The following is a 25833-nucleotide window of genomic DNA, read 5'->3' on the forward strand; positions in this document are numbered from 1 at the left end:
CGGTAGCGGCCATGCAAACCCTTATCAGTGCCAGAGATCGCAGTTTTAATTATGGCGATGGTATTTTTACCACTATGCAGGTACGCGGTGGCAGTATACAGCTGTGGCCTTTGCATTTGCAGCGTTTACAGCGCTCTGTTGCCCAGCTTGGGTTTACTGCAATTGACTGGCAAAGCGTGCAGCAACAAGCGCAAGCCGCAATAACAGCACCAGAGCAGGTCATTAAGATATTGATTTCGCGTGGTGAAGGTGGCCGCGGTTATGCTATAGCAGATGTCGCAGCACCAGGCATTTATATTTCTGTTAGCCCCATGCCGGATTACCGCCTTGCACAACAGCAAGGCATCAGTTTAGGCATGGCGACATTAAAGCTGGCAGTACAGCCGCTGTTGGCCGGGCTTAAACATAATAACCGGCTGGAACAGGTGTTGCTAAAACAAGAGCTGGCAAACACTGCATATGATGACTTACTGGTGCTGGATCAGCAGGGGTTTATTACTGAGGTCAGTGCCGCCAATGTGTTTTTACACCGCGACGGCGCCTGGCACACCCCAGAGCTGCAGCGTGCCGGAGTGGCAGGCGTGATGCGCCAGCATATTTTGCAGCAGGCAGATATCGCCCTGATTAACTGGAGTATTACTGAACTTGCGTCGGTTGACGCTATTTTCATTTGTAATGCTTTAATGGGTATAGTGCCGGTACGCAGTATAGAAGGCAGAGCTTTATCTGTCAGTAAGGTACAACAGTTTTCAAAGCAGGTACTATGTTAAAAACACTAAAAATTATTCTGCTGTTGGGCGTATTGCTGGGCCTCAGTTATTACTTTGGTGTACGTTATGTACAGCAAATTCCGCTTAATTTACCTGACGGCATTCACACAGTATCTTCCGGCAGCTCAGCTGCCAGGCTCTGCCGGCAGTGGCAACAGCAGGCGCTGCTAAGTGATACCCAATGTTTGATGCTGCGGCTTTACCTGAAATTACATCCTGAAGAGGCCGGCGTGCAGCAGGGTGTTTACCGCGTATCTTCAGAGCAGACTTTATTACTTCAGGTGCTGGCGTTGTTTCGCAGTGGCAAAGAAGCCCAATTTGCCATAACGCTGATTGAAGGTGAAACCCTGCAACAAAGCCTGAACCGGATAAATAAAGCCGAGTATTTACTGCAGGATGTTACAACAGCAGAGCAGGTAACGCAGGCGATGGTATGGCCACAAGAGTGGGGGGAGCAGCCGCAGAGCAGCGAAGCGCTACTGTACCCGGATACTTACTATTACACCGCAAACAGCAAGGCCAGTGCATTAGTTAAACGTGCGCAGCACGCTTTGCTGGCTGAGCTTGAGAACGCCTGGCAGCAGCGCCACCCGGACTTACCACTACAAAACCCATATCAGCTGCTGATACTGGCTTCTATTATTGAGAAAGAGAGCAGCTATCCACCGGAGAAAACCCTTGTCGCTTCGGTGTTTGTTAACAGGTTACGCAAAAATATGCGTTTGCAAACCGATCCTACCGTTATTTACGGGCTGGATGATTTTAATGGCAATATCACCCGGGCAGATTTAAATAATCCGCATTCATATAATACTTATCGTCATCACGGCCTGCCGCCGGGGCCAATCAGCCTGGTGAGCCGAGCTGCTATGTTGGCAGCAGCACAGCCGGCTGAAACAGAGCTGTATTACTTTGTCAGCAAAGGCGATGGCACACATCAGTTTTCATCAACCTTAGAGCAGCATAATGCTGCCGTTCAAAAATATATTCTGGGATCGACGCCATGACGGCAACAGCTAAATTTATTGTGGTAGAAGGCCTGGAAGGTGCTGGTAAAAGTACTGCTATCAGCCATATTCAACATTATTTGCAGCAATTGGGCAAAGAAGTGATCTGCACCCGAGAGCCGGGCGGTACACCGTTGGCTGAAAGTTTACGCAGCCTGGTAAAACAGGTGCAAACTACAGAAACCGTGGCACCACAAACTGAGCTTCTGCTAATGTATGCCGCGCGGATGCAATTAGTGTGTAATGTTATACAGCCTGCCTTAGCTCAGGGTAAATGGGTATTAGCCGATCGGCATGATATGTCATCGCGCGCTTATCAGGGCGGTGGCCGTCAGTTAGATGAGCAATTTATTAATCAGTTACGCCAGGCGGTGCTGGGCGATTTACGACCGGATTTAACCCTGTATCTGGATATTGATCCGGCCATCGGGCTGGAGCGTGCCCGCCAGCGCGGCGAGCTGGATCGTATAGAGCAGGAACAATTGGCGTTTTTCCAGCGCACCCGGCAGAAGTATCTGCAAATTGCTGCCAGTGAAGCTAATATTGTTGTCATTGACGCCAGCCAGCCAGTAGCCAGCGTACAGCAGCAACTTACCACTGCGCTTAATAACGCTTTGGGGCAGTAAATGCAGCCCTGGCTTATACCTTATCAGCAACAGTTAACAACCTTATTGCAGAATAATCAGCTGGCGCATGGCTTGTTAATATCAGGCCCGGCAGGTATAGGTAAAAGTGAGCTGGCAAATTGGCTGGCGGCATCATTGTTGTGTACCGAGCAGGCCAAACCCTGTGGTCAGTGTAAAAGTTGCTTACTGCGTCTGGCAGGCAGCCATTCAGATCTGCTGATTGTTGACAGTTCAGGCAGCAGTATTGGTGTAGACAGCGTACGCCAGCTCAGCCAGTTTATGTATGGCCGGGCGCAGCAGCAACTGAATAAAGTTGTACTGTTGGCCGATGCAGAGAAATTAACTGAGGCTGCGGCTAATGCGCTGCTAAAAACACTGGAAGAGCCGCCGCAAAACAGCTTTTTGTTATTACAAAGCCGGGCCAGCAATACCTTAGCGGCAACCTTGCTAAGCCGCTGCCAGCACTGGACATTAGCTGCCGAATTTAGCGCCGATACACAACAATGGCTTGCCCAGCACAGTAACAGAGCGGTGCCCGAATTTTTACTGACATATTGTGCCGGTGGGCCGTTAAAAGCGCTGAGTATGCTTGAATCCGGCGAAGCAGATCAGCTACAACTCACGTTGCATAGCCTGAACCAGTTTCTGACAGATAAACTGACACTGCAGGACATAGTTAAACAGCTCGACAGTGTCAGCGAATTACGTCAGTTACTGGGCTGGTTTTTAACCCGGCAGCTGCTACCGGCTATGGCAGGGCAGGAGCCACACCGGTTATTAGCCATTCATCAGCTGTACAGCCGTTGGTGTCGTGACGAAATGCAAATTTTAGGGCAGAATAAAGCACTTGCGCTAAGTGCATTTCTTGCTGAATTAAAACGGTTGCACGGCTAGCCGGAGGACATATGGAAGAGCTGTCGTTAGGATTCACCGATGTCAAAGAGCTGTACCGCAGTTATATGCCATTTCTGAAAAACGGTGGGCTTTTTGTGCGTACTTCCCGCCAATACAAAATGGGCCAGTCACTGGCGTTAAATGTTACCTTGCCTGATGCGCTGGAAACCATTGTCGTGTCTGGTAAGGTTGCCTGGATAACGCCGCATGGCTCGCAAAGCTCCAGCCCGGCAGGTATTGGTGTTGGTTTTATCGATGATAAAGCGCAACTGGGCACCCGGATTGAAAAACTATTAGGTGGCCTGCAAAACTCTGCCGAAGCCACTTATACTATTTAACAGGTAATCAGCGTTGTGTTTGTAGATTCTCATTGTCATTTAGACCGGCTAGAGCTGGAAAAACTGGGCCTTAACTTAGATCAGGTGATTACTGCCGCTCAGGCTAAACAGGTGCAGCATATGTTATGTGTTTGCGTCAGTCTGGCTGAGTTTGAGCAAATGTCCGCGCTGGTAGCTGGATATCCAATGGTGTCGGTATCCTGTGGTGAGCACCCTTTACACCAGCATGATCAGGTTGATGCCGCTCTATTACTGCAAAAATGCAGCCTGGAACACGTTGTTGCAGTAGGTGAAACCGGGTTGGATTATTTTTATTCACCAGACTCCAAACTAAGCCAGCAAGCGGCTTTTGTCAGCCATATACAGGTGGCGAACCAGGTAAATAAGCCGCTTATCATCCACACGCGCGACGCGCGTGAAGATACTTTAGCCTTAATGCGCAGCCATAATGCCGAGCAAGCCGGTGGTGTATTGCATTGTTTCACTGAAAACTGGGACATGGCCAAAGCCGCGTTGGACATGGGCTTTTATATCTCGATTTCCGGCATCATGACCTTTCGTAATGCTGAGGAACTGCGCGATGTGGTAAAAAAGCTGCCAATGGACCGGTTACTAATAGAAACCGACTCGCCTTATCTGGCGCCAGTGCCGTTTCGCGGCAAAACCAATCAACCGGCTTATGTCACTGCCGTAGCCGAGGCTATTGCGCAGGTGAAGGACGTTAGCCTGGAGCAACTGGCACAGGCCACGACAGAGAATTTTTATAACCTGTTTAAATGGGTGAAAAAAGTCGCCTAATATCAACAACCTGATAAAAGAAGCCCGGAACCAATCCGCATTGTTCCGGGCTTAGGGGAATGGCTCATAGGGAATGAGCCGTGCGCTATCGTTACAACTGCTAATGTTCACAAGGTAAGTTCCAGTTTAGTTAATACACAAATTTTTGCTTGTTAGTACATTTGAAACAAAGGTACTGATAGCTATCCTTTTTTAGACTTTTATGCCCAACTTATACGAAAGTTATCCCCAGCTTATGCAGTGAAACAGGCAAGATGACTGTGTTGCCCCTGATTTCGGGGCAATATTAGCCGCGACTATTTTTAGTACATCATTGTATTAACCTTGATTACTTTATAAGTAAAAAGTCTAAAAAATTATTTTAGCTGTCTTTCCAAGCCTAGTGCCCGGTTATCTTATGCCCTGTAAACTGATAAAGACAAAATTCCGACCAATTGTCGACAATGCGGTTGCCTTTAGGCTTGACTTAGCAGTTTAAAGCCGTTAAAACAGTCTTAATTTATTTTTATGTCGACAATTAAGCTTTATGCAGCATCCATCCTTACGTTCTCCTATTACTGCCGCCGATCGGGTTTTGCTGGAAATTCAGCGTGCTATTGTTGAAGGTGAAATCGCGCCAGGCAGCAAAATCAGTGAGCCCGAGCTGGCAAAACGCTTTGATTTAAGCCGCGCGCCTTTGCGTGAGGCCTTAGCACGGTTAGAGCGTTGCCACTTAATAGAGCGTATTCCTAACGCCGGTGCCAGGGTAGTGAAATTGTCGACACAAGGGTTGCTGTCTTTATACCAGCTACGTGAAACCTTAGAAGGTATGGCCTGCCGTTTAGCGGCAGAGCATATGGCCGACAACGAAATTGCTGAGTTGCGTGCTTTGCTTGATCAGCATCTGAACACCCAGCGGGTACGCGAAGGCGAAAGCTATTATCAGGAAGCCGGTGATCTGGATTTTCATTACCGTGTCATCCTGGGCAGTAAAAATGACTATCTGATTAATATACTCTGCGACGAGCTGTATTACCTGGTACGCATGTACCGTGTGCAATTGGGCATGAACGGGCCACGGGTATCACGGGCATTTGACGAACATAAAGCTATTCTTAATGCCATTGCCAACCGTGATGGTGAACTGGCCGATTTATTGATGCGCCGCCATATAGCAGCATCAAGGCGCAATATTGAAAAACAACTGGAACAAACGGGGACTTAACATGAGCACAGTTACTGCCGGACAAAAATTCCGCGCCGCGATAAGCGCTAACACACCGCTGCAAATCGTCGGCACCATTAATGCCTATACGGCAATGATGGCAGAGCGCACCGGCCATCAGGCGTTGTATTTGTCTGGCGCCGGTGTGGCCAATGCCTCTTTTGGCTTGCCCGACTTGGGCATGACATCACTAAACGATGTTTGTGAGGATATCCGCCGTATTACCGCCGCTACCAGCCTGCCGTTGTTAGTCGATGCCGACACCGGCTGGGGCGGGGCTTTTAATATCGCCCGTACGGTAAAAGAGATGAGCCGCGCCGGTGCCGCCGGTTTTCATATTGAAGATCAGGTGGCGCAAAAGCGCTGTGGCCACCGGCCAAATAAAGAGATTGTATCTTTAGATGAAATGGTCGACCGCGTAAAAGCCAGTGTCGATGCCCGCACAGATGAAAGCTTTTTTATAATGGCACGCACCGATGCCTTGGCACAGCAAGGGCTGGACGCGGCCATTGAACGCGCGCAGGCCTGTGAAGCAGCCGGAGCCGATGCCATTTTTGCCGAAGCGGTGTATACGCTGGAGCAATATCAGGCTTTTACTAAAGCGTTGAAAGTGCCGGTACTGGCCAATATTACTGAATTTGGCCAAACGCCGCTGTTTAATAAAGCCGAATTGGGCGCTGTAGGTGTGGCGATGGTGCTGTATCCGTTAAGTGCGTTTCGGGCGATGAATAAGGCAGCGCTTAATGTATACCAGTCTATTTTAGCCAATGGCGATCAGAAGGCGGTGGTAGACAGTATGCAAACCCGCGCCGAGCTGTACGACTTTTTGAACTACCATAGCTTTGAGCAAAAACTGGATCAGCTGTTTAACAGCAAACAGAAATAAGCCAGATTAAATTAAAAGAAAATGGGGACAAGACAATGGCAAATGCAAAACAATTAACCGGTGCCGGCCTGCGTGGCCAGGTGGCAGGGAAAACGGCGTTATCAACGGTAGGCAAAACCGGTTCAGGCTTAACCTATCGTGGTTATGATGTAAAAGATTTAGCCGCCAGCTGCAGCTTTGAAGAAGTAGCGCACTTAATTTTAAAAGGCGAGTTGCCAACAGCTGCAGAGCTTAATGCCTACAAAGCCAGGCTTAAAAGCCTGCGGGCGCTGCCACCGGCATTAAAAGATGTGTTGGAGCGTATTCCGGCCAGCGCCCATCCGATGGATGTGATGCGTACCGGTTGCTCTATGCTGGGTAACCTGGAAACTGAAGAGAGCTTTGCTCAGCAACAAGACGCCAGCGACAGGATGTTAGCGATTTTCCCTGGTCTGGTGAACTACTGGTACAACTACAGCCACCATGGTAAGCGCGTCGAGGTAGAAACCGACGCCGATTCAGTTGCAGAGCAATTTTTGTGGACCTTACACGGTAAAAAGCCAACGGCTTTGCATGTGGAAGTGATGCAGGCTTCACTGATTTTATACGCCGAGCATGAGTTTAATGCCTCTACCTTTACCGCCCGCGTTTGTGCTTCAACCCTTAGCGATATGCATTCCTGTGTTACCGGCGCTATAGGTTCTCTGCGCGGCCCGTTGCACGGCGGTGCCAATGAGGCGGCGATGGAGTTGATTGAAAAGATGGCTAACCCGGATGATGCTGAGCAAAAACTGCTGGGCATGCTGGAGCGCAAAGAAAAAATCATGGGCTTTGGCCATGCAGTGTATTCCGACTCAGACCCACGCAATGCGGTAATTAAAGCCTGGTCTGAAAAGTTAGCCAAGGCCAATGGCGATACCCGCCTGTACGATGTATCTGAGCGTTGTGAAGCAGTAATGTGGCGTGAGAAAAAGCTGTTTTGTAATGCCGATTTCTTCCACGCTTCGGCCTACAACTATATGGGTATTCCTACTAAGCTGTTTACACCGATTTTTGTTTGCAGCCGTTTAACCGGCTGGGCCGCGCACGTAATGGAACAGCGCGCCGATAATCGTATTATCCGGCCAAGTGCTGATTATGTTGGCGTAGAGCCGCGTAGCGTAAAGCCTCTTGCTGAGCGGTAAGACAAAAAGCTTATAAACTTCGGTGTATTGGAACGGTTGCAACACCCATTCTGCTCGCCATAGCAACTCGCCCTAATGCCTACGGCAGGGCTCAGACACTCTATGGCTGCGCAAATGGGGTTCCAACCTACCATCGCAGCGACATAAGAACACTTTAAAGAGGGCATAGCCCTCTTTTTGCCAGACAGAGTAAATACTATGAACAGCCAATACCGTAAAAAACTGCCCGGCACCGCGCTGGATTACTTCGACACCCGGGCCGCTGTAGATGCGATAGAACCGGGCGCTTATGCCAAACTGCCTTATACCTCGCGCGTGCATGCCGAAAACTTAGTGCGCCGCTGCGACCCGGCCATGCTTACTGATGCATTAAAGCAGCTGATCTACCGCAAACGTGATTTAGACTTTCCGTGGTTCCCGGCGCGCGTGGTGTGCCACGATATTTTAGGCCAAACCGCACTGGTAGACTTAGCCGGCCTGCGTGATGCCATCGCTGAAAAAGGCGGCGACCCGGCCAAAGTAAACCCGGTAGTGCCAACCCAGTTAATCGTTGATCACTCTTTAGCCGTAGAGCACGGCGGCTTTGAAAAAGATGCCTTTGCCAAAAACCGTGCTATTGAAGACAGACGCAATGACGATCGTTTTCACTTTATTAACTGGACGAAAAAAGCCTTTAAAAATGTGGATGTCATACCGCCTGGCAACGGCATTATGCACCAGATCAATTTAGAGCGGATGTCGCCGGTGGTACATGCCTTAGACGGCGTGGCCTTCCCTGATACCTTAGTGGGTACCGACAGCCATACGCCGCATGTCGATGCGCTGGGCGTTATCGCTATTGGCGTAGGTGGCCTGGAAGCGGAAAGCGTCATGTTAGGCCGTGCCAGCTGGATGCGCCTGCCGGATATTATCGGCGTAGAGCTAACCGGTAAAGCGCAACCCGGCATTATGGCCACCGACATAGTACTGGCGCTGACCGAATTTTTACGCAAAGAAAAAGTGGTGTCGGCGTATCTGGAGTTTTATGGCGAAGGCGCCAGCAGCTTAAGCCTGGGCGATAGGGCTACTATCTCTAATATGACGCCGGAATACGGTGCCACAGCAGCGATGTTCTCTATTGATCAGCAAACGCTGGACTATTTAACCTTAACCGGCCGCGAGCCACAGCAGGTAAAACTGGTAGAAACCTACGCCAAAGAGGCCGGTTTGTGGAGCGACAGCTTAAAAACGGCCGAGTACGAGCGGGTGCTGAAGTTTGATTTATCAAGCGTTGGCCGCACTATGGCCGGGCCATCTAACCCGCATGCACGGTTGTCGACCAGTGACTTAACGGCCAAAGGCATTGCCGGTAAATACCTGTTGGAAGAGGGTAAAATGCCCGACGGCGCGGTGATTATCGCCGCTATTACCAGTTGCACCAATACGTCTAACCCGCGCAATGTTATTGCTGCAGGTTTATTAGCCCGCAACGCCAATAAGCTGGGATTAACGCGCAAGCCCTGGGTTAAAACCTCGCTGGCGCCCGGCTCCAAAGCCGTACAACTTTACTTAGAAGAAGGCCATTTGCTTAGCGAGCTGGAGCAGCTGGGCTTTGGTATTGTCGGTTTTGCCTGCACTACCTGCAATGGCATGAGCGGCGCACTGGATCCGGTTATTCAAAAGGAAGTAATAGAGCGCGACTTATATGCTACAGCAGTGTTATCCGGTAACCGTAACTTTGATGGCCGTATTCACCCGTACGCCAAACAAGCGTTTTTGGCTTCTCCTGCACTGGTAGTCGCCTACGCCATTGCCGGCACCATCCGGTTTGATATCGAAAAAGATGTGCTGGGTTATCATGACGGCAAGGCCATTACGCTAAAAGATATCTGGCCGGACGATGCAGAAATTGATGCGGTAGTGGCCCAAAGCGTAAAACCGGAGCAGTTCCGTAAAGTGTACGAGCCGATGTTTGCTGTAGAAGTAGATTACGGCGACAAAGTTACGCCACTGTATGACTGGCGGCCACAAAGCACTTATATTCGTTGCCCGCCCTACTGGAAACAAGAGGGGGAAGGGGCTATCGCCGGCGAGCGTAGTTTAACCGGTATGCGGCCACTGGCACTGTTGCCGGATAACATTACTACCGACCATTTATCGCCGTCAAACGCTATTATGCTCGACAGCGCCGCCGGCGAATACCTGCATAAGATGGGCTTGCCGGAGGAAGATTTTAACTCGTACGCTACTCACCGTGGCGATCACTTAACCGCACAGCGTGCTACCTTTGCTAACCCCAAGCTGATTAATGAAATGGCCGTGGTAGATGGCAAGGTAAAACAAGGCTCGCTGGCACGGCTGGAGCCGGAAGGCAAAGTGACTCGGATGTGGGAAGCGATAGAAACCTATATGCAGCGTAAGCAGCCGTTAATTATTATTGCCGGTGCCGATTATGGCCAGGGCTCGTCACGTGACTGGGCCGCCAAAGGTGTACGGCTTGCCGGGGTAGAAGCGATAGCGGCCGAAGGCTTTGAACGTATTCACCGTACTAACCTGGTGGGTATGGGGGTATTACCGCTGGAGTTTATGCCGGGCACTAACCGAAAAACGCTGCAGCTGGACGGCACAGAAACCTACGATGTAACAGGTGAGCGTACGCCACGCAGCACGCTAACGCTGGTTGTTCACCGCACTAACGGCGAAAAGCTAGAGGTGCCGGTAAGGTGCCGGTTGGATACAGCCGAAGAGTTGTCGATTTATGAAGCCGGCGGTGTATTGCAGCGCTTTGCGCAGGACTTTTTGCAAGGCGCGGTTTAACTGCAACGAATAGCCGGAAGTCTTTTAGGCTTCGGTTGCAACTCCCCGAATAGCTCGCCACAGCAACTCTCTCGCTGCTGGCGCGCTCGCTCAGACACTCTGTGTCGACTTTTCGGGGATTCCAACCTTCGCTTTCACGTTCAACTGATATCGACAAGGGAGGGCCGATACCTCTTTATGTCATCACAGAGTGTCTGAGCCCTGCCGCAGGCATTAGGGCGAGTTGCTGTGATGAGCAGAAAGAGGTTGTCGGCCCGTACTAAGAAAATTTCGTAACAAGAGATCAGTACCTATGTCTGCACCACAAATAAAAATCGCTGCCACCTACATGCGTGGCGGCACCAGCAAAGGCGTATTTTTTAAACTGGCCGATTTACCCAAGGTGGCGCAAGTGCCGGGCACGGCGCGTGACAACCTGCTGCTGCGGGTTATTGGCAGCCCGGATCCGTATGGTAAACATACCGATGGCATGGGCGGCGCTACCTCCAGCACCAGTAAAACGGTGATACTAAGCCAAAGCAGCAAGCCTGAGCATGACGTTGACTACCTGTTTGGCCAGGTAGCGATAGACAAGCCGTTTATCGACTGGAGCGGTAACTGCGGCAACTTAACGGCAGCTGTGGGTTCCTTTGCCATTAGCAACGGCCTGGTCGCTGCTGAGCGGATACCACAAAATGGCATCTGCACGGTGCGCATCTGGCAGGCGAATATTAACAAAACCATTATTGCTCATGTGCCAATAACCAACGGCGAAGTACAGGAAACCGGTGATTTTGAACTGGACGGTGTTACTTTCCCGGCGGCAGAAGTACAAATTGAGTTTTTAGACCCGGCCGCCGATGCAGGCGAGGGCGGTGGCGCTATGTTCCCCACCGGCAACCTGGTTGATGATTTAGAAGTGCCGGGTATAGGCATTTTTAAAGCCACACTAATTAACGCCGGCATCCCGACTATTTTTGTCAATGCTACCGATATTGGTTATACCGGCACTGAGCTGCAAGACGCCATAAACGGTGATGCCGCGGCGCTGGCCCGGTTTGAAACCATCCGTGCTTACGGTGCAGTAAAGATGGGCCTGATAACTGATATCAGCGAAGCTGCAGCACGGGCCCATACCCCCAAAGTCGCTTTTGTTGCACCGCCTGCAAGCTATGTATCATCCAGCGGCAAGCAGGTAAATGCCGGCGATATCGATCTGCTGGTGCGGGCATTATCCATGGGTAAACTGCACCATGCCATGATGGGCACGGCAGCGGTAGCCATTGGCACCGCAGCCGCAATACCCGGCACCCTGGTAAACCTGGCTGCCGGCGGTGCCGCACGCGAAGCCGTGCGCTTTGGCCACCCGTCCGGCACTTTAAGAGTGGGTGCAGCAGCAACACAGGTAAACGGTCAATGGACAGTAACCAAAGCCATTATGAGCCGCAGCGCGCGGGTATTAATGGAAGGTTGGGTACGCGTACCGGGTGATTGTTTCTGAAAAAAGGCGCTGCTGCGCCTTTTTTATAACAGTTGTGACAGCGGGCTTTTTACGCCGGCGGCACCGCGGTTTAGCACATGAGTGTAAATTTGCGTAGTGCGTACATCGGTATGGCCAAGTTGTTCCTGCACCGTGCGAATATCGGCACCGGACTCTAATAGGTGCGTAGCAAAAGAGTGGCGTAATGTGTGGCAGGTGACGTTTTTGCGGATACCCGCTTTTTTTGCTGCCAATTTAATTTCGCGCCTGACACAACTTTCGTCGAGATGATGACGGCGCAAAAGCTTAGAATCCGGGTCTACGCTTAGCTGCAATGATGGAAACAGATACTGCCAACCCAGCTCTTTTGGCGCTGCCGGATATTTACGCGCCAAAGCAAACGGTAACCACACGCCGGCATACTCAGGGTTTGCTATATCCGCCTGAAAATATTGCAGCACATGCTGGCTTTGCTGTTTTAGCGAAACAACTAATTCCGGCGCCAGAGTAGTACGTCGGTTTTTATTACCTTTACCCTGCCATACCATTACAGACAGGTAGTCGTAATCAATATCATGCACGCGCAACCTAACAGCCTCCATCAAGCGTAAACCACTACCGTACATTAACTGCGCAAGCAATTTGTAACGCGGTTCAATAACCTTGAGCAGAGCGATAACTTCGCTACGAGTTAGTACAACAGGTAACTTCGGCGTAACCTGCGAGCGATTAAAATTGAGATTTAATGACAAAGGTTGCTGCAATACTTTGCTGTATAAAAAGCTTAGTGCATTCAGAGCAGCAGCTTGGGTGCGTGGTGCTACATTTCGTTGGTTAGTTAAATAGGTTAAGAAGCATTCGACATCACGATCTTTTAATTGTGCCGGGTGTTGCTTTTTGTGAAACAAAATATACATCTTTATCCAGTACACATAGCCTTCAACCGTCCTTTTGGCATAACGGCGGGCATACATAAACTCAGCGATATACTGTAAAAACGGCGAGGCCATAACATTCACCAAAAAATAAATTAACATGTATACATATACAGTAGTTGGTGAATTTATTGTAAGCAAGTTAATCGCAAGGTTTAACCCCGCTTTCTCCACATTTGATGCAGTGCCACGTTAAAAATCTGTTGATTTCAAGGGGCTTATTGGATAGCTTGTTGTTTATTATTAAAGATAGAAGGGAGCAAACGCTGCGTGAAAGCGTGTACGCTCCAAACTATAAAGCTGTTATGTGGTTGCGAATAGGAACTTATGAATACTCCCGAAAAACTACTATATGAAGGTGAGGTTGTTGCGAACCTCGATAAGTTTGGCTACGAAACTCCATGGGTATTTGCTCGGCCTCAATTTATTAACGCTGCTCTAGAACTCAAGTTATCTAAGCTAGCTGAATTTCGTAATTACGATATGGAACTCAAAGAAATGGACTTACCTGATTCTGAAGAAGAGATACTTTGGGAGAATAAACTGTCAGAGCTAGAACTAACACATAATGATTTAAAATTAGATAAAGACGCGCCTTGGTCTGTATTGTATAACGATGGAGAAATTGGAGAAGTACGTTCGCTTTCATTCTCAAGTGGTTTTTTGCAATGGCGCCCCTAATAAAAGCACATAACAAATCAATTAACTACGCCCCTTCGGGGCTGGACAGCTTACGCGTTGCTCCAGCTGCCAGTTATTGAGGCGTTATATAACAAGAGGCAGATTCAAGTGAGTAAAGCCCTGATCATCGTTGGCTGTTTAGTTCTTTTATATGCGGTTGCAGGCTTCGCGGTAGACTTCTTGCCAGTTGATGCGTTTCAATCGTCATCTAATGATTCTTACTTAAAAATTGCGCCTACTGATGAAAGCTCATTTGATTGGGCCCAATTTCGGTTACCAGCTTTAGTTGTTGGGGCAATATTGGTTGTCATTGGCAAGTTTGTCGGTGGTAAAAATTAGCATGTTATATAACAAGGCGCATCACGCGCAGCCTGCGGCTGCTGGGACGTCAAACGCTATCGCGTTTTTCCGCCCGTGTGCTTTGCGTTAGCAGGTGTTCGGGTTTTAACGGTTTTAGTCAGTAGTTTTGTTCCGGCTCTGCTCGCGTTTGGTTTTCTTAGCGGCAGCGCCAAAAGTTAAAGTTCGCCAGTTTGTGGGTTTGCTGCAAACGATGGTGGCGGTAGCGTTGTTCTTCCGGGCTTCGCTTAAACAGGTTTACAGGTTCCGGTTGGTCGCCGTATCGCAGCTGGCCGGTGTCGTTTTTAATACAAGCAGCCGTGCCGCTGTTCGGGTTTGCCAGTGCGGCAAGCCGCGAAAGTCCGGTTCAGGCTGCTAACAAGCAAAGCCAGCCGACGCGTACCGCGCAGCTGCTTTGAGCGTTAAGGCTGGTTCATTGAAAAAGCTCATCTGCGTCATTTCGTTCGTAATAAGTGCAGTTGCCTTAGTGTCATTCTTTAGTGTTGACAGTTGTCTGGATGCCGGTGGTTCTTCGAGCAAATTAGGGTTAATTTGCACTGGTGCCAATAGTGACTTTATACCGCAATACCAGCGTGTAGCTCCGTTGTTTTGGTTGTCGGTATTTTTCTTATCAAGTACTGTAGCACTTTGTATTCATAAGGTGATGCCAAGTGCAAAGCCTTAACAAGGCGCTGTTGTCGCCACTGTCGTGGCTGGGACGGCTTACGCTGCGCTTCAGCCGCCCCAAAGCTTTGCGTTAGGCTATTTACATGAATTGGATTCAGTCTGGAATTGACGGATTACTTAAAGCAATGAGCTCGAATGATAGTGGTAAAGCTGATGCACTTGATCATTGTATATGGACAGTTCTTAGCTCTTCCGCAGATGAGCTTGAACCCTACGTTGCAAACCTTTGGTCTGAGACTATGGATGAGCTCCCAATCTCAATTCAGTGTTTAATAGCAAAACAATATGCACTGGAGAAATTAGCTTATGCCGAGTCAAATGAGTTTGTTGAAAAAGCCTGTGGTTTCTTGGCTGCGCATGGCGAACCAGGTATCGACAAAGCATTATCTGGGACTATTGAAAAGTTACTTTTTATCAATAGAGCCTAACAATCCGCGTCATTCGGGGCCTACGGCCCCTGCGACGCTCACACGTTCGCGCGCATGCGCGGGGCGTTAGCAGGTGTTCGGGTTTTAACAGTTTTAGTCAGTGGTTTTGTTCGGGCATTGCTCGCGTTTGGCTTACCAAACGGCACTGGCAAATAGTCAAAGCTCGCCCGTTTGTTGGTTTACTGCAAACGGTGGTGGCGGTAGCGTTGTTCTTCTGGGCTTCGCTTTATTGGTTTTACAGGTTCCGGTTGGCTCGCCGTATCGCAGTTGGCTGGTGTAGTTTTTAATAAAAGCAGCCTTGCCGTTGTTTGGGTTTGCCAGTGCGGCAAGCCGCGAAAGTCCGGTGTAGGCTGCTAACAAGGCCAGTCAAGCGACGCCAAACAGCGTCGCGCTTGCTGGCAGCGTTAGGAGACAAAGGATGTCATCCGGAGTACCACAAGCTAATAAGTTTTATGAGGAAGTTGCTGAAACCAAAGTTGTCTGGTTCGGAGTTCTACCTGGTGAAATACTGCTGGAATTCGATTTGAAGGATAAAAAGGTCTCTTTCCCTGTCTGGTCTTCTAAATCTCGGATAGAGCGTTTAAAGAAACTCAATCCAGAATTGCTTGGTAAGGTTGAACCGAGAAGTGTGGTTTGGGGGCAATTCAAGGAACACTTTTTGCCAATCCTTCCACCTGAAACGAAGGTCGTAGGTGTCAATCTCAGTGGCAAAAAACTAACGGGTATCGATATTCCCGCGCCACTTTTGGTCAAGCAAGTGGAGGCATTCTGGTAATGTCTCCTAACAAACAAATATTATCGCCAGCAAAAAGCGCTGGCTGCGACGTCAACCCGCTGCGCGGCTTTCCGCGCTAAATTTGGGCGTTAGCAGGTGTTCGGGTTTGAACGGTTTTAGTCAGTAGTTGTATTCCGGCTCTGCTCGCGTTTCGTGTTCTTAGCGGCAGCGCCACAAGTTAAAATTCGCCAGTTTGTCGGTCTGCTGCAAACGGTGGTGGCGGTAGCGTTGTTCTTCGTGGCTTCGCTTAGTAGTTTTACAGGTTTCGGCTGGCTCGCCATATCGCAGCTGACTGGTTTAGTTTTTAATAAAAGCAGCTTGCCGTTGTTCGAGTTTGCCAGTGCGGCAAGCCGCGCAAGTCCGGTGTGGGCTGCTAACAAGCAAAGCCAGCCGACGCGTACCGCGCAGCTGCTTTGAGCGTTATGCGTAGTGGAGAATCATGCCAAGACAGATAGCTAAAGTCGGCGATACTTTTTGGGTGCCAATTGAAGATAATTCTTCGGTCCTCGGACAGATTGTTGAAATACAAAAAGAAGTTTTGAATTCGATAACATGCGCATTCTTTACCGTGCGGAATACAGATGAAAACTGTGATATCGAACATCTCTTCAGTCCTATTTCTGTTCAGTTTGTGACCAAAGATCTTTTTAATAATGGGACATGGAGTCGTATCGCAAATACGCCAGTACAAATATCAAATTGCAAACTTCCATATCGGGAAGCAGAGACAGATGGGTGGATTGGAGCTACGGTTATTGGTTCGGGTAACATCCAAATGTTTTTATCGGCTTTCTTTGGTTTGCGTGCATGGGATGAAATGCATGACCCAAATTATTATCAAAAGCTGTTATTACCTGGGGTGCAGCGGCATGGCTACGCATAACAATACGCAGCACTCGCTCCCGCTGGTCGCTGGGACGCCAACCCGCTGCGCGGCCTGTCGCCCGTGTGCTTTGCGTTAGGTGTCATCGAAGATTTGTGAATATGGAATTACCAAATATCGCCAAGCATAGAGCTGAGAGAATAAAAGAGTATTGTTGTGTTAGGCTATTCTCGGCAATTGAAGATCCTAAAGGTTATGGGGAAATTCAGGTTAGGCATACTAAATTTACAGGTGAAAGTGCTTGGTATATTGAAGTGCCAGAAGAAGTAGTAGGTGGTAATAACATTATCCTATTCTGTCCTTGGTGCGGTTCAAAACTTCCAAATAAGCCACCAAAGCAGTAAAAACACCTAACAAGCCAAGTCAACGGGACAATTTTAAGCTGGCTCCCGTCGCTTCGCTCCTAATTTTAGCCAGCTTAAAAGTGCCCTTGCTTGGGGCGTTAAGACCCTATGAGAAAATTTCGGAATCTACCAAAATCAAAAAACACCGAGATCTCTAAAGATTTTGGCAACTTGTTAAAAATGAATGATGACTGCTCACCTGATGAGTGTCGCTGGGTTGCTGTAACAGTCTTTGATCATTGGTTACACACATCAAATTCCTTTGACAGGATCGAAAGTGCTTCTGATTCTGATAAGGAGCTTTGGGGCTCCAGGATTAATAACTTTCTACGTCAGTTAGTAGAAGTTGAGACACCTACTTGCTACAAAGAAATAGGTAAATGGTCGAAGAGGAAGCTGCAATTTCGCGAGTATATTGGCTTTAAACCAATGTCTGAATATATAACAGACCTTTTTAAAGAAACTTACTCTCCTCAGTTGGCATTTGTAGAGCATAGATTTCATGTATGGTTTCAAGATTATTGGGTTATTTATTTGATATATAAGGATGCTGAATTACTGGATGAAGTTTTTGATATAGCCGCAGAAAATGATTTATTTTTTCTTCCTGTTTACTCAATAGGGCATCTGAATCAGTACTATGAAATTGAAGATAAATTGAAATCAAAAGGTCTTAACAAAGCAATGCACGCGATAAACGCGTGATTGCAGCGTTAGCCTTGACCAACGCAATTGTAGCTATGTGAGATAAGTAAAAAGCATGTTAAACAAGATTATTAAAGCCACTTTAGTTAGCACTCTTTTAATAAGTTCTAGCATTAATGCCTCTACTACTGGTTTAAAAATAGAGGAAGACGGTTTTGTCGGAAAATATTATCCGTCTGCATCAAATGAGCAGAGGATTGCTGTATTGGTCTTGGGCGGGTCTGAGGGAGGGGTGCCTGAAAGGCTTGCAGAACCAGTTGTTGACGCAGGATATCCGACGTTAGCTTTAGCCTATTTTAATGCTGAAGGATTACCAAGGGAACTAGAGAAGATCCCGTTGGAATATTTTACTCAGGCTAAGTCTTGGTTAAAAAGGCAGTCCAATGTAAAGCCAGATGAGTTAATTATCGTTGGTTGGTCTAAGGGAGCCGAGCTGGCACTGCTGTTGGCATCAAAAGATGATCAGATTACACGGGTGGTGGCAATAGCACCAAGTTCAGTAGTTTGGGCAGGAATTTTAAAGGATTGGACGAAAGTGCCTGCATCGAGCTGGATGGAGAAAGGACAAGAGTTAACTCATGTTCCGTTTAAACCGTCGGGTCCGGTAAACGGTTTGCGGGATCTGTATACTCAGTCATTAGCGAACCGAGTTGATAGCAACAACGCAGATATTTCTGTCAATGATATAAGTGCACATGTGGTACTAATGACCGGCGAGAATGATGAAATTTGGCCATCGCCTCAAATGGCGAATGACATTTGCGAGAAAATGAATGCAAAGCGAGATAATCAGTGTGAGCATCTCAATTACGAAGGTTTAGATCACTTGCTAAATTATAAGTTTTTGAACAAAGATGCGGCCATGAATCACACGTTTATCAATAAGCTTAAAGGCGGCTAACAAGCAAAGGCAAAGCGACGCGTACCGCGCTTGCTTTGGACGTTAGGGCTTATGCAAACTATCTACAAAGTACGGCTTATGTTCGAGTGGGGTGGTGGCTGCATATGGTGTGGTAATGATGCTGCGCTCGAAAAATTTGATGTTGGACCTATCGAAGAAAAGATATCGCTGTCAGAGGCCACGCTTCAAGAACTCGACATATTATCGACTTGGCACGACAAAGCACTTAATTGGGAATACCCGCCTGATCCAAGTCCTTGGAGTCAGGCGGAGTTCAAAGAGTTTGAGGCTGCCGCACTTGCCATGCGGGCAAAACTGCAAGCAGAGCTTGGGCCGGGTTTCGAGGTAATTTATGAGTCAGTTCCGTGAATCAGCACCTAACAATCGCAGGCACAGCGACGGTTTTTTCGTTGCGGCTTCGCCTTCACTACAAAACCGCGCGTGCTGCGGGCGTTAGCAGGTTTTCGGGTTTTAAGGGTTTTAGTCTGTAGTTTTGTTCCAGCCTTGCTCGCGTTTGGCTTTCCTAGCGGCACTGGCAAATAGTCAAAGCTCGCCAGTTTGTGGGTTTGCTGCAAACGGTGGTGGCGGTAGCGTTGTTCTTCGTGGCTTCGCTTAACAGTTTTACAGGTTCTGGTTGGCTCGCCGTATCGCAGCTGGTCGGTTAAGTTTTAATTAAAAGCAGTCTGCCGTTGTTCGAGTTTACCAGTGCGGCAAGCCGCGAAAGTTCGGTTCAGGCTGCTAACAAGCAAAGGCAAGGCGACGCGTACCGCGCGCTTGCTTTGGGCGTTAGCTTCTTCATAACAAAAGAGGTATTAGATCTTGGATATAGATTTCACCTCACTAATTACTGGCGCAGGATTTACAGCCGTAGCGGGTTGGCTAGCTTCGTTCCTGGCTTTGCGAAAGAGTGAGAAAAGTATTCAGATAACACAAATAACACAAGAAAGAACTAAGTGGCGAAGCGCTACGCGGGAACTTGTACAAAATATAGTCATTGCCTTTTCTGGAGAGCAAGAGCCAAGTAATGAACAGAAATCGAAATACCGGGCAGCATTGGCAACCTCTCTGAACCCAAAGTCAAATCATGATAACCAAATACTCACGGAATACGATAATTTGACACATGGTGGCGATACGGCCCGATTTACATTGGCTATTGCGTTATTGCTCAAACATGATTGGGAGCGTGTAAAATGGGAGTGCTTACCAATCTACAAAAAACCATTCAACTACATGGTTAAAGAAAACAGGGCGTGGCGCAAGGATGACTATCGTTCTCTGCCCAACAAAGCTAACAAGCAAAGTAAGGCGGACGCATAAATGCGCCGCTTCTTTGGGCGTTATACGCATTATGACTCAGCCATATAGATTGCGGATTAAAACTGCGGTTAAGATAAAAATCGGCCTACTTGTGTTGGCTGGCGTGTTATTACTTGCTGCCATTTTGTGGCAATTGGTTAACTCTGACCTATTTAAGCGGGAAGATCGGATTGAATTCAAAAACTATCAAGTAGTTACGCCTGAATCAGTACGCAAGACCGGCAAAAATGGCTTTTATAAACATGTGGCAATAATAAAGTTGCCCTCTGGCAAGTTCACGCAGCTTCAAGTTACGGAAGCTTTAGGCTTAGAAGGCAAATATTGCATTGCGGAATCATATAAAAATGGGCATTTTGTTTCTTACATTAATGCAGAGTTCGACAAATGCGTATAACAAGCGCAGTCACAAACGGCCACTGCGTGGCCTGGACCTCAACCGCTGCGCGGGTTTCGGCCTGTGCTGCGAGCGTTAGCTGGCCGAGTTACCCACTGACTGTAAACCAGGAAAAAATGTTTTTGATCAAAAAAAACGAAGTTACATTTATGCTCTGGTGGAAATTCATTGGGGCAATCGTAATGAGCGTATTTATGGTGTTTGCCATTCGTGAGGGAAGCTTTTTTGTTTCTGTTAGGGGGGAAGTAATAACGATAGAGAATAGACCAATAATGTTCCCTATTTTGATAGTCTCTTTCGTTTTAATGACGATGTTGTCATATTGGCAAGGCGGTTATGGCCTTTATCAAAAATATTTTGTTAACCAAAAACAATAAGGCAGCTAACAAGCGCAGCCACAAACGGCCACTGCGTGGCCTGGACCTCAACCGCTGCGCGGGTTTCGGCCTGTGCTGCGAGCGTTATGTGTGAATGACTATGGATTGGCGTCTAATGGAAGTATTCAACGGTATCGATCTCAATGATTCTTTCGTTTTAGATTGGAGCTATGAGAATAACTGCCTGTACTTTGAGCTGGAGGCCAGCATCTGGCCAGAGTCCAAATATTATGCTGAGCCAAAGCCAAACGAATATACGTGTTACCGAAAAGCAATACTTCAATTCACTAATGCAGTTTCCGTATCTGGTTTAAAGCCCAAATCGGCTGTAATGTCATCAACTGATCCAGACGGTACGCTTGATTATGGCAACATTGATACATTGCAGGTAGTCGACGGTGGATTTGAGCTTACCGGCAATTTTGGCAATATAAAAATATCTGGCGGGGAGCTTCGATTTGAAATTCACACCTAACAATCCGCGTCATTCGGGGCCTGCGGCCCCTGCGACGCTCACAAGTTCGCGCGCATGCGCGGGGCGTTATATTTTTTGAGTAGTCATGAGCACAATAATTAGAACTGTAATAACGTCACTACTTTTATTTATGTTGCCGATAACCGCTTATCAGGCATACAAAATATTGTTTATTGGTAGCTGCGATCCAAAATTTGGCTGTTGGGGCACCTTCGAACTTAGCTTGTTAATTGGCTCAGCGTACTGTTTTATATCTCTAGTTGCATTAATCACGGTTCAGTTGGTATCCAAAGTAAACATGCTCAACGTGTTAGCTGTGCTGGTAACACTGCTACTCGGAGCAGCACATTGGTTTGTGCTTTCGATTGAGCTTTTAGATTCACTAACCATGCAAGTGTTATTTTGGCTGGCGCTGTCAGGTGTGCTTTATTCACTTGCAGCTGTAATTTCAAAAAAATATAACAAGCAAAGCCAGCCGACGCGTACCGCGCAGCTGCTTTGAGCGTTAGCTGAAAAGGAAAGTCAGTTGAATATTTCGAGATTCATTTTTGTCTTCTTAACGTTTTTATCATTCTCAGCATATGCAGATAAGCGGACTTATATTAACTTGGATGGCACGGCGGATGTTCTTAATTTATACGGGATCAATCTAAAGGCGATGGATCCAGAACACAGCCCTATCGGATTCAGATATACAGTAACGTACCCGACAAAAGTAAGAAATGGATACGAAATTGAGCTGGTGAGATTGCAGATAACAGAAGATAAATACGAGGTTTTCCAAACTGATTTATTTTCAGGCATTGCCGAGAATTCAACCAATAAGCATACTTTTAATTTCAAAAATGGCATGGGTAAAATACTTTCAATCAGCTTTTTATATCACTCTGTCGTTGAATCAAAAGTTATTAGCATAGGAGTTGAAGATATCAGTTCTGCACCAGTTAAGTTCGTGATGTGAACAATCAGTGTTTTCAGGTTCGCAATTGGCAGCTGACGGTTGGTTTTCAGCTAACAAGCAAAGGCAGCCGACGCTTACAGCGCGGCTGCTTTGAGCGTTAGGCTTCTCGAGAAAATGGATAAAGTTGTCGTTGAAAATGGTTTTTGGGATGGCCCAAGAAGTGGAATAACTATAATAAAAGGCATGCCATACAGGTTTGTTTCTGATTTTGGTGATGCTCAAGACAGAACTGAAATTTTCAGTTTGTATTCAATTTCGCAAGAGGAAATGGATTTAGAGCAGGAGCAGTGGGCCATTTTTATTAACTGGAATAATGATTATGAAGCGGGTAAAGCATCAACAAATACGCATCCAGCAAATGGTGGTATTTCTGAACGCTGGGATGAATTAGAAGAAATTCTAAATGAATCAAGAAATCAAAACGAGACTCCAGCTTTTAAGGCTACTGCTATCTTTAAGGACAAGAATCAGGAAAAACGTTATGACTTCAGCGGTCCAGACTACATTGTACAGTGGTCGTTTTTGGAACAAGCCTAACAAGCTGCTGTAGTCGCTCGCAGGCTCGCTGGGACGCAAACACATGGGCTGCGTCGCTTCGCTCCTAAATTTTAGCCCATGTGTTTCCGCCCCTAAGCAGGGCGTTAGGGCTTTATGGAGATTAATCAATTGTTTAAGTTTTTATTAATGATAACGTTATCAGCTTCCTTTCTTACTGCGTGCCAAAGTACAGGCACAGTGGATAAATCAGTAACTGGATTAAAAAAATGTGAAAGCGAGGGAGAGCTGGCATTCCAATACGCAGTAACAAAACCTTTCATACTAGAGACTTTTGCCCAAAATCCTAAAGAAGGTAAGGCTGGCGAAGCTTGGCGGTTTTTAGCACTTATTATTGACGATGATAAAAAATACTCAGGAATTTCTCAGGATACGAAAATGGCTATAGCTAAATCAGTTACAGATGCTAATCTGTCGGATGATTTCAAAGTTGATGCTTTTTTGTTCCGAGAATACTATAAACTGAGTTGTAACAATAAGGCTAATGGCTCATCAACTTACGCCTTACAAGAAATAGATTCGAATGAAATATTATCTTGTTGGGACAACAGAAATGGTTCTGTAACCTTAAATGCGTGCATGTTTCAGTTGGCAAGTAAACCCTAACAAGCAAAGGCATCTGACGCGTACCGCGCAGCTGCTTTGAGCGTTAGGCATGCAGCATAGACATCGGAGTCAAATCGAATGGATGATAACGTAGCGTTGGTTCAGCGGCAGTTGGACGCTTACAACGATAAAAATATTGACGGCTGGTTAAGTACTTATGCAAAAGATGCAAAACAGTTCAATTTACACGGTGAGTGTTTCGCTACCGGCCATGAAGAGATGCGCAAGCGCATTGCCGTTCGATTTGAGGAGCCCGATTTACATGCTCGTCTATTAAGTCGCATTGTTATGGAAAATATCGTAGTAGATCATGAAGTGATTACTCGAAACTTCCCTGAGGGCAAAGGCGAGATTGAAATGCTGTGTGTTTATGAAATAGAGAATAGCTTAATTAAAACAGCGTCTGTCTCCGTTGGTCAGCCTAAAGTGTATGGTTCAAAAAATGCCTAACAATCGCCATCAAAAACGCGCCCTTTGGGCGCTCGACTCGCAACACGTTGCTCGCGTTTGTGGCGGGCGTTAGCTTTGCGGAAAGTGCGATGAAAGATCCTTGGAATCCGATAAACGAAGAATTGCGAGAATGGGCATTTGATGCCGATACGCTTTGGCCTACACAAGATTTTGATCTTTCTGTGGCAGAGCTTTACCTTTCGGAAATCATCTTGGAATTGGCTTCAGACAATAAGTGTCCAAAACAGCGATTCTTTTTGAAATGTGCATATATTATTGTCGGTGATGCTGTACGGACTGATTACCACACTGAAAGCAAAGAAGACGTAATGTCTTTCTTAGACAGCGCAGAGAAAACAGGCAATTCATACTTGTTAAAATTTATTGAGCAATCTAAAGACCTCATTCGGAACCCATCAAAATTCGATTATGATCAGTGGTGTGATGGAGGTCTAGCCTATGCGCAGTTCAAAAGCTAACAAGTCAAAGCACGCGGACTTGGTAAAGCTGTCACCTTTTTCGCTTGCGCAAAAAAGCCGCCAACTTCACCAAGCCGGTGTTTGAGGCGTTAGCTACTTAGGATGGTTATGAGATTTTTTCTGGCAATAACTGTATTCCTTATTTCAGGAACAGCATTCGCATGTTCCTGCTCAAATCTTATTACTAAGCGGGATTTCGAAAAAGCGGACTATGTTTATATTGGCAGGGTAATGTCTGCTGCGGTTACACCTGATGAAGTTGTTGAAAGCCAATTGCAAGTTAAGGAAGTGCTAAAAGGTAAACCGGATCAATATGTTTTTCTCTCGGCTGCTAGTTTCAACGCTATGTGCGAGGGTGAGGTTATTGTTGGTTCGGACTATATCGTATTTGGACGGTACGGTGAAAAAACTTGGTTATCTTCTTGTGGTCCAACACAAAATTTTTGGCACAGAGAACAAATAGAAATGTTCATCAATGGTAGCTAACAATCCGCGTCATTCGGGGCCTGCGGCCCCTGCGACGCTCACAAGTTCGCGCGCATGCGCGGGGCGTTATAAGGCTCCGAAGATTCAATCATGGGATTAATAGAGGCACTATTATTAGGAATCCAGTTTAAAAGGCTGCAAAAGCCGTTGGTGTTCTTTTCTATGCTCATCGGACTAGTAGCATTCAGTGTTTTTGGTATTGGGATAATCGCGGCTTTGATAACTGAAGTTGCCACTACGGAAAAAGAAATCACGTTTAAGTTAATCGGTGCTAGCTTTGGGCTACTTGCTCTTTCAGCAGTATTTTTTGGTCTCGCATGGATATGCGGCTACTTTATAAAAAGGTGCTTCGAGTAATGCCTTATAACAAGTTGCTCAAGTACACTCCGGCCGCAAAATGCACGGCCTCCGCGGGACAACCTACACTGCGTTTCGGTTGCCCCTTAGCAAAGCGTTATAAGATCGGGTGAGCGATGAAGTATATTTTTGCTGTAGTCGTAAATATTTTGGTTCTGGCTATTTCGGTAGCAGGGCTATTGTCTACCTGTATGTGGGGCTGCCCTAATACTGGCATACAGCTTGTGTTTAAAATTTCTACATTGTGTTTGTTGGTCAGCCTTGTGATGGTTATCTATCTTTGGGTAACAAGTAAAAAACATGCGAGCGGGATTTGATGTGATATCAAATGCTTATAACAAGGCCAGTCAGCATCGCTCCCGTTGGTCGCTGGACCTCAAAACCGCTGCTGGCAGCGTTATATTTTCTGGAGCACGGAAAGAAATGGGTAGTGACTTAATGCTCTTTTGGATTGTCATCGGACTGATGATCGCTTCTGGAATATCTGGAGCGTATTGTGGCTTTAAATTAGACGCAGCAACTCCCTTGATCAAGATGGTGAAATGGATTGCTATTAGTGCTGGTATTTCAATAAGTGTCGTCGCAGTTTACTTGTTAATTGAATATCCAAAAACGTCATATGGTCAAGCAGAAGAATATAACAAGTCACTTCATCGGACCGCTTACGCGGCCGTTGAGTGAAGCGTTGAGGCTGTAGAAAAACCTCTTTTCACGCGATCGAGTTTGTGATCAAATAGTGTTGTCTGATTAAAAAATG

The 25833-nt window shown here is 47.1% G+C and carries 34 protein-coding genes; 33 read left to right on the forward strand and 1 reads right to left on the reverse strand.

Translation table 11 applies throughout. The annotated features are described in order from the left end of the window. Window positions 1–11 precede the first annotated feature (11 nt). From pabC to prpF, 11 genes are all read left to right on the forward strand, one after another. Window positions 12–770, forward strand: a complete 759-nt coding sequence (gene pabC, locus MJX74_RS05630; protein WP_240221565.1) for an aminodeoxychorismate lyase — start codon at window positions 12–14, stop codon at window positions 768–770. Then, the gene (gene mltG / locus MJX74_RS05635; RefSeq protein ID WP_240221567.1) at window positions 764–1777 is read left to right on the forward strand and encodes an endolytic transglycosylase MltG; all 1014 of its coding nucleotides are present in this window, start codon (window positions 764–766) and stop codon (window positions 1775–1777) included. Before pabC ends, mltG begins: the two co-directional genes overlap by 7 nt. Further along, window positions 1774–2403 carry a dTMP kinase gene (gene tmk, locus MJX74_RS05640; protein ID WP_240221568.1) on the forward strand — a complete coding sequence of 210 codons (630 nt, stop codon included), beginning with the start codon at window positions 1774–1776 and terminating at the stop codon, window positions 2401–2403. Before mltG ends, tmk begins: the two co-directional genes overlap by 4 nt. Next, window positions 2404–3297, forward strand: a complete 894-nt coding sequence (gene holB, locus MJX74_RS05645; RefSeq protein WP_240221569.1) for a DNA polymerase III subunit delta' — start codon at window positions 2404–2406, stop codon at window positions 3295–3297. An 11-nt stretch (window positions 3298–3308) separates the two neighbouring features. Then, the gene (locus tag MJX74_RS05650; protein ID WP_068231597.1) at window positions 3309–3635 is read left to right on the forward strand and encodes a PilZ domain-containing protein; all 327 of its coding nucleotides are present in this window, start codon (window positions 3309–3311) and stop codon (window positions 3633–3635) included. A gap of 15 nt (window positions 3636–3650) precedes the next feature. Further along, on the forward strand, window positions 3651–4433 hold the full coding sequence (locus tag MJX74_RS05655; RefSeq protein WP_240221570.1) for a TatD family hydrolase: 783 nt from the start codon (window positions 3651–3653) through the stop codon (window positions 4431–4433). A 526-nt stretch (window positions 4434–4959) separates the two neighbouring features. Then, window positions 4960–5637: a GntR family transcriptional regulator gene (locus MJX74_RS05660; RefSeq protein WP_240221571.1), complete on the forward strand. Its 678-nt coding sequence runs from the start codon at window positions 4960–4962 to the stop codon at window positions 5635–5637. A gap of 1 nt (window position 5638) precedes the next feature. Beyond that, window positions 5639–6523 carry a methylisocitrate lyase gene (prpB, locus tag MJX74_RS05665; RefSeq protein ID WP_240221572.1) on the forward strand — a complete coding sequence of 295 codons (885 nt, stop codon included), beginning with the start codon at window positions 5639–5641 and terminating at the stop codon, window positions 6521–6523. 35 nt (window positions 6524–6558) lie between these two features. Next, a complete protein-coding gene (gene prpC, locus MJX74_RS05670; protein WP_240221573.1) occupies window positions 6559–7686 on the forward strand; it encodes a bifunctional 2-methylcitrate synthase/citrate synthase in 1128 nt (375 codons plus the stop codon). A gap of 198 nt (window positions 7687–7884) precedes the next feature. After that, entirely contained in the window at window positions 7885–10482 is a 2598-nt protein-coding gene (gene acnD, locus MJX74_RS05675; RefSeq protein WP_240221575.1) for a Fe/S-dependent 2-methylisocitrate dehydratase AcnD, read from the forward strand. A gap of 292 nt (window positions 10483–10774) precedes the next feature. Continuing rightward, window positions 10775–11962: a 2-methylaconitate cis-trans isomerase PrpF gene (prpF, locus tag MJX74_RS05680; protein ID WP_240221577.1), complete on the forward strand. Its 1188-nt coding sequence runs from the start codon at window positions 10775–10777 to the stop codon at window positions 11960–11962. Between the two features lie 23 nt (window positions 11963–11985). Here the strand turns inward: prpF and MJX74_RS05685 are convergent, their stop codons facing one another. After that, window positions 11986–12951 carry an integron integrase gene (locus tag MJX74_RS05685; RefSeq protein ID WP_240221579.1) on the reverse strand — a complete coding sequence of 322 codons (966 nt, stop codon included), beginning with the start codon at window positions 12949–12951 and terminating at the stop codon, window positions 11986–11988. A gap of 252 nt (window positions 12952–13203) precedes the next feature. Between MJX74_RS05685 and MJX74_RS05690 the strand changes: the two genes are divergently transcribed. The 22 genes from MJX74_RS05690 to MJX74_RS05795 all read left to right on the forward strand — a co-directional run bounded on the left by MJX74_RS05690 (window position 13204) and on the right by MJX74_RS05795 (window position 25757). Next, a complete protein-coding gene (locus tag MJX74_RS05690) occupies window positions 13204–13557 on the forward strand; it encodes a hypothetical protein (RefSeq protein ID WP_240221580.1) in 354 nt (117 codons plus the stop codon). Between the two features lie 108 nt (window positions 13558–13665). Then, complete coding sequence (locus MJX74_RS05695) at window positions 13666–13896, forward strand: hypothetical protein (RefSeq protein ID WP_240221581.1); 231 nt, start codon at window positions 13666–13668, stop codon at window positions 13894–13896. Window positions 13897–14663: 767 nt separating this feature from the next. Then, entirely contained in the window at window positions 14664–15008 is a 345-nt protein-coding gene (locus MJX74_RS05700) for a hypothetical protein (protein WP_240221582.1), read from the forward strand. Between the two features lie 418 nt (window positions 15009–15426). Beyond that, window positions 15427–15783 carry a DUF2750 domain-containing protein gene (locus tag MJX74_RS05705; protein WP_240221583.1) on the forward strand — a complete coding sequence of 119 codons (357 nt, stop codon included), beginning with the start codon at window positions 15427–15429 and terminating at the stop codon, window positions 15781–15783. 439 nt (window positions 15784–16222) lie between these two features. Next, on the forward strand, window positions 16223–16666 hold the full coding sequence (locus MJX74_RS05710; RefSeq protein ID WP_240221584.1) for an Imm26 family immunity protein: 444 nt from the start codon (window positions 16223–16225) through the stop codon (window positions 16664–16666). A gap of 101 nt (window positions 16667–16767) precedes the next feature. After that, a complete protein-coding gene (locus MJX74_RS05715) occupies window positions 16768–17010 on the forward strand; it encodes a hypothetical protein (protein WP_240221585.1) in 243 nt (80 codons plus the stop codon). A gap of 108 nt (window positions 17011–17118) precedes the next feature. Beyond that, window positions 17119–17715, forward strand: coding sequence for a hypothetical protein (locus MJX74_RS05720; protein WP_240221586.1), 597 nt, complete (start codon window positions 17119–17121; stop codon window positions 17713–17715). Window positions 17716–17770: 55 nt separating this feature from the next. Then, window positions 17771–18616, forward strand: a complete 846-nt coding sequence (locus MJX74_RS05725; RefSeq protein ID WP_240221587.1) for an acyl-CoA thioester hydrolase/BAAT C-terminal domain-containing protein — start codon at window positions 17771–17773, stop codon at window positions 18614–18616. 51 nt (window positions 18617–18667) lie between these two features. Then, window positions 18668–18985, forward strand: a complete 318-nt coding sequence (locus tag MJX74_RS05730; protein ID WP_240221588.1) for a hypothetical protein — start codon at window positions 18668–18670, stop codon at window positions 18983–18985. A gap of 450 nt (window positions 18986–19435) precedes the next feature. After that, complete coding sequence (locus MJX74_RS05735; RefSeq protein ID WP_240221589.1) at window positions 19436–19936, forward strand: hypothetical protein; 501 nt, start codon at window positions 19436–19438, stop codon at window positions 19934–19936. 31 nt (window positions 19937–19967) lie between these two features. Continuing rightward, window positions 19968–20330 carry a hypothetical protein gene (locus MJX74_RS05740; protein WP_240221590.1) on the forward strand — a complete coding sequence of 121 codons (363 nt, stop codon included), beginning with the start codon at window positions 19968–19970 and terminating at the stop codon, window positions 20328–20330. Between the two features lie 26 nt (window positions 20331–20356). After that, window positions 20357–20707 carry a hypothetical protein gene (locus tag MJX74_RS05745; protein ID WP_240221591.1) on the forward strand — a complete coding sequence of 117 codons (351 nt, stop codon included), beginning with the start codon at window positions 20357–20359 and terminating at the stop codon, window positions 20705–20707. Between the two features lie 115 nt (window positions 20708–20822). Further along, complete coding sequence (locus MJX74_RS05750; RefSeq protein WP_240221592.1) at window positions 20823–21182, forward strand: hypothetical protein; 360 nt, start codon at window positions 20823–20825, stop codon at window positions 21180–21182. A gap of 85 nt (window positions 21183–21267) precedes the next feature. Next, complete coding sequence (locus MJX74_RS05755; protein ID WP_240221593.1) at window positions 21268–21684, forward strand: hypothetical protein; 417 nt, start codon at window positions 21268–21270, stop codon at window positions 21682–21684. 24 nt (window positions 21685–21708) lie between these two features. Then, a complete protein-coding gene (locus MJX74_RS05760) occupies window positions 21709–22143 on the forward strand; it encodes a hypothetical protein (RefSeq protein WP_240221594.1) in 435 nt (144 codons plus the stop codon). A 114-nt stretch (window positions 22144–22257) separates the two neighbouring features. After that, complete coding sequence (locus MJX74_RS05765; RefSeq protein WP_240221595.1) at window positions 22258–22680, forward strand: hypothetical protein; 423 nt, start codon at window positions 22258–22260, stop codon at window positions 22678–22680. 114 nt (window positions 22681–22794) lie between these two features. Continuing rightward, a complete protein-coding gene (locus tag MJX74_RS05770; RefSeq protein ID WP_240221596.1) occupies window positions 22795–23304 on the forward strand; it encodes a hypothetical protein in 510 nt (169 codons plus the stop codon). A 78-nt stretch (window positions 23305–23382) separates the two neighbouring features. After that, complete coding sequence (locus MJX74_RS05775; protein ID WP_240221597.1) at window positions 23383–23754, forward strand: nuclear transport factor 2 family protein; 372 nt, start codon at window positions 23383–23385, stop codon at window positions 23752–23754. An 89-nt stretch (window positions 23755–23843) separates the two neighbouring features. Next, a complete protein-coding gene (locus MJX74_RS05780; protein WP_240221599.1) occupies window positions 23844–24233 on the forward strand; it encodes a hypothetical protein in 390 nt (129 codons plus the stop codon). A 108-nt stretch (window positions 24234–24341) separates the two neighbouring features. Then, window positions 24342–24719: a hypothetical protein gene (locus tag MJX74_RS05785; protein ID WP_240221601.1), complete on the forward strand. Its 378-nt coding sequence runs from the start codon at window positions 24342–24344 to the stop codon at window positions 24717–24719. 90 nt (window positions 24720–24809) lie between these two features. Further along, complete coding sequence (locus MJX74_RS05790) at window positions 24810–25076, forward strand: hypothetical protein (RefSeq protein ID WP_240221604.1); 267 nt, start codon at window positions 24810–24812, stop codon at window positions 25074–25076. A 318-nt stretch (window positions 25077–25394) separates the two neighbouring features. Continuing rightward, window positions 25395–25757: a hypothetical protein gene (locus MJX74_RS05795; RefSeq protein ID WP_240221605.1), complete on the forward strand. Its 363-nt coding sequence runs from the start codon at window positions 25395–25397 to the stop codon at window positions 25755–25757. Window positions 25758–25833: the final 76 nt, after the last annotated feature.

This window comes from Rheinheimera hassiensis, assembly GCF_022436675.1.
GTDB lineage: Bacteria > Pseudomonadota > Gammaproteobacteria > Enterobacterales > Alteromonadaceae > Alishewanella > Alishewanella hassiensis.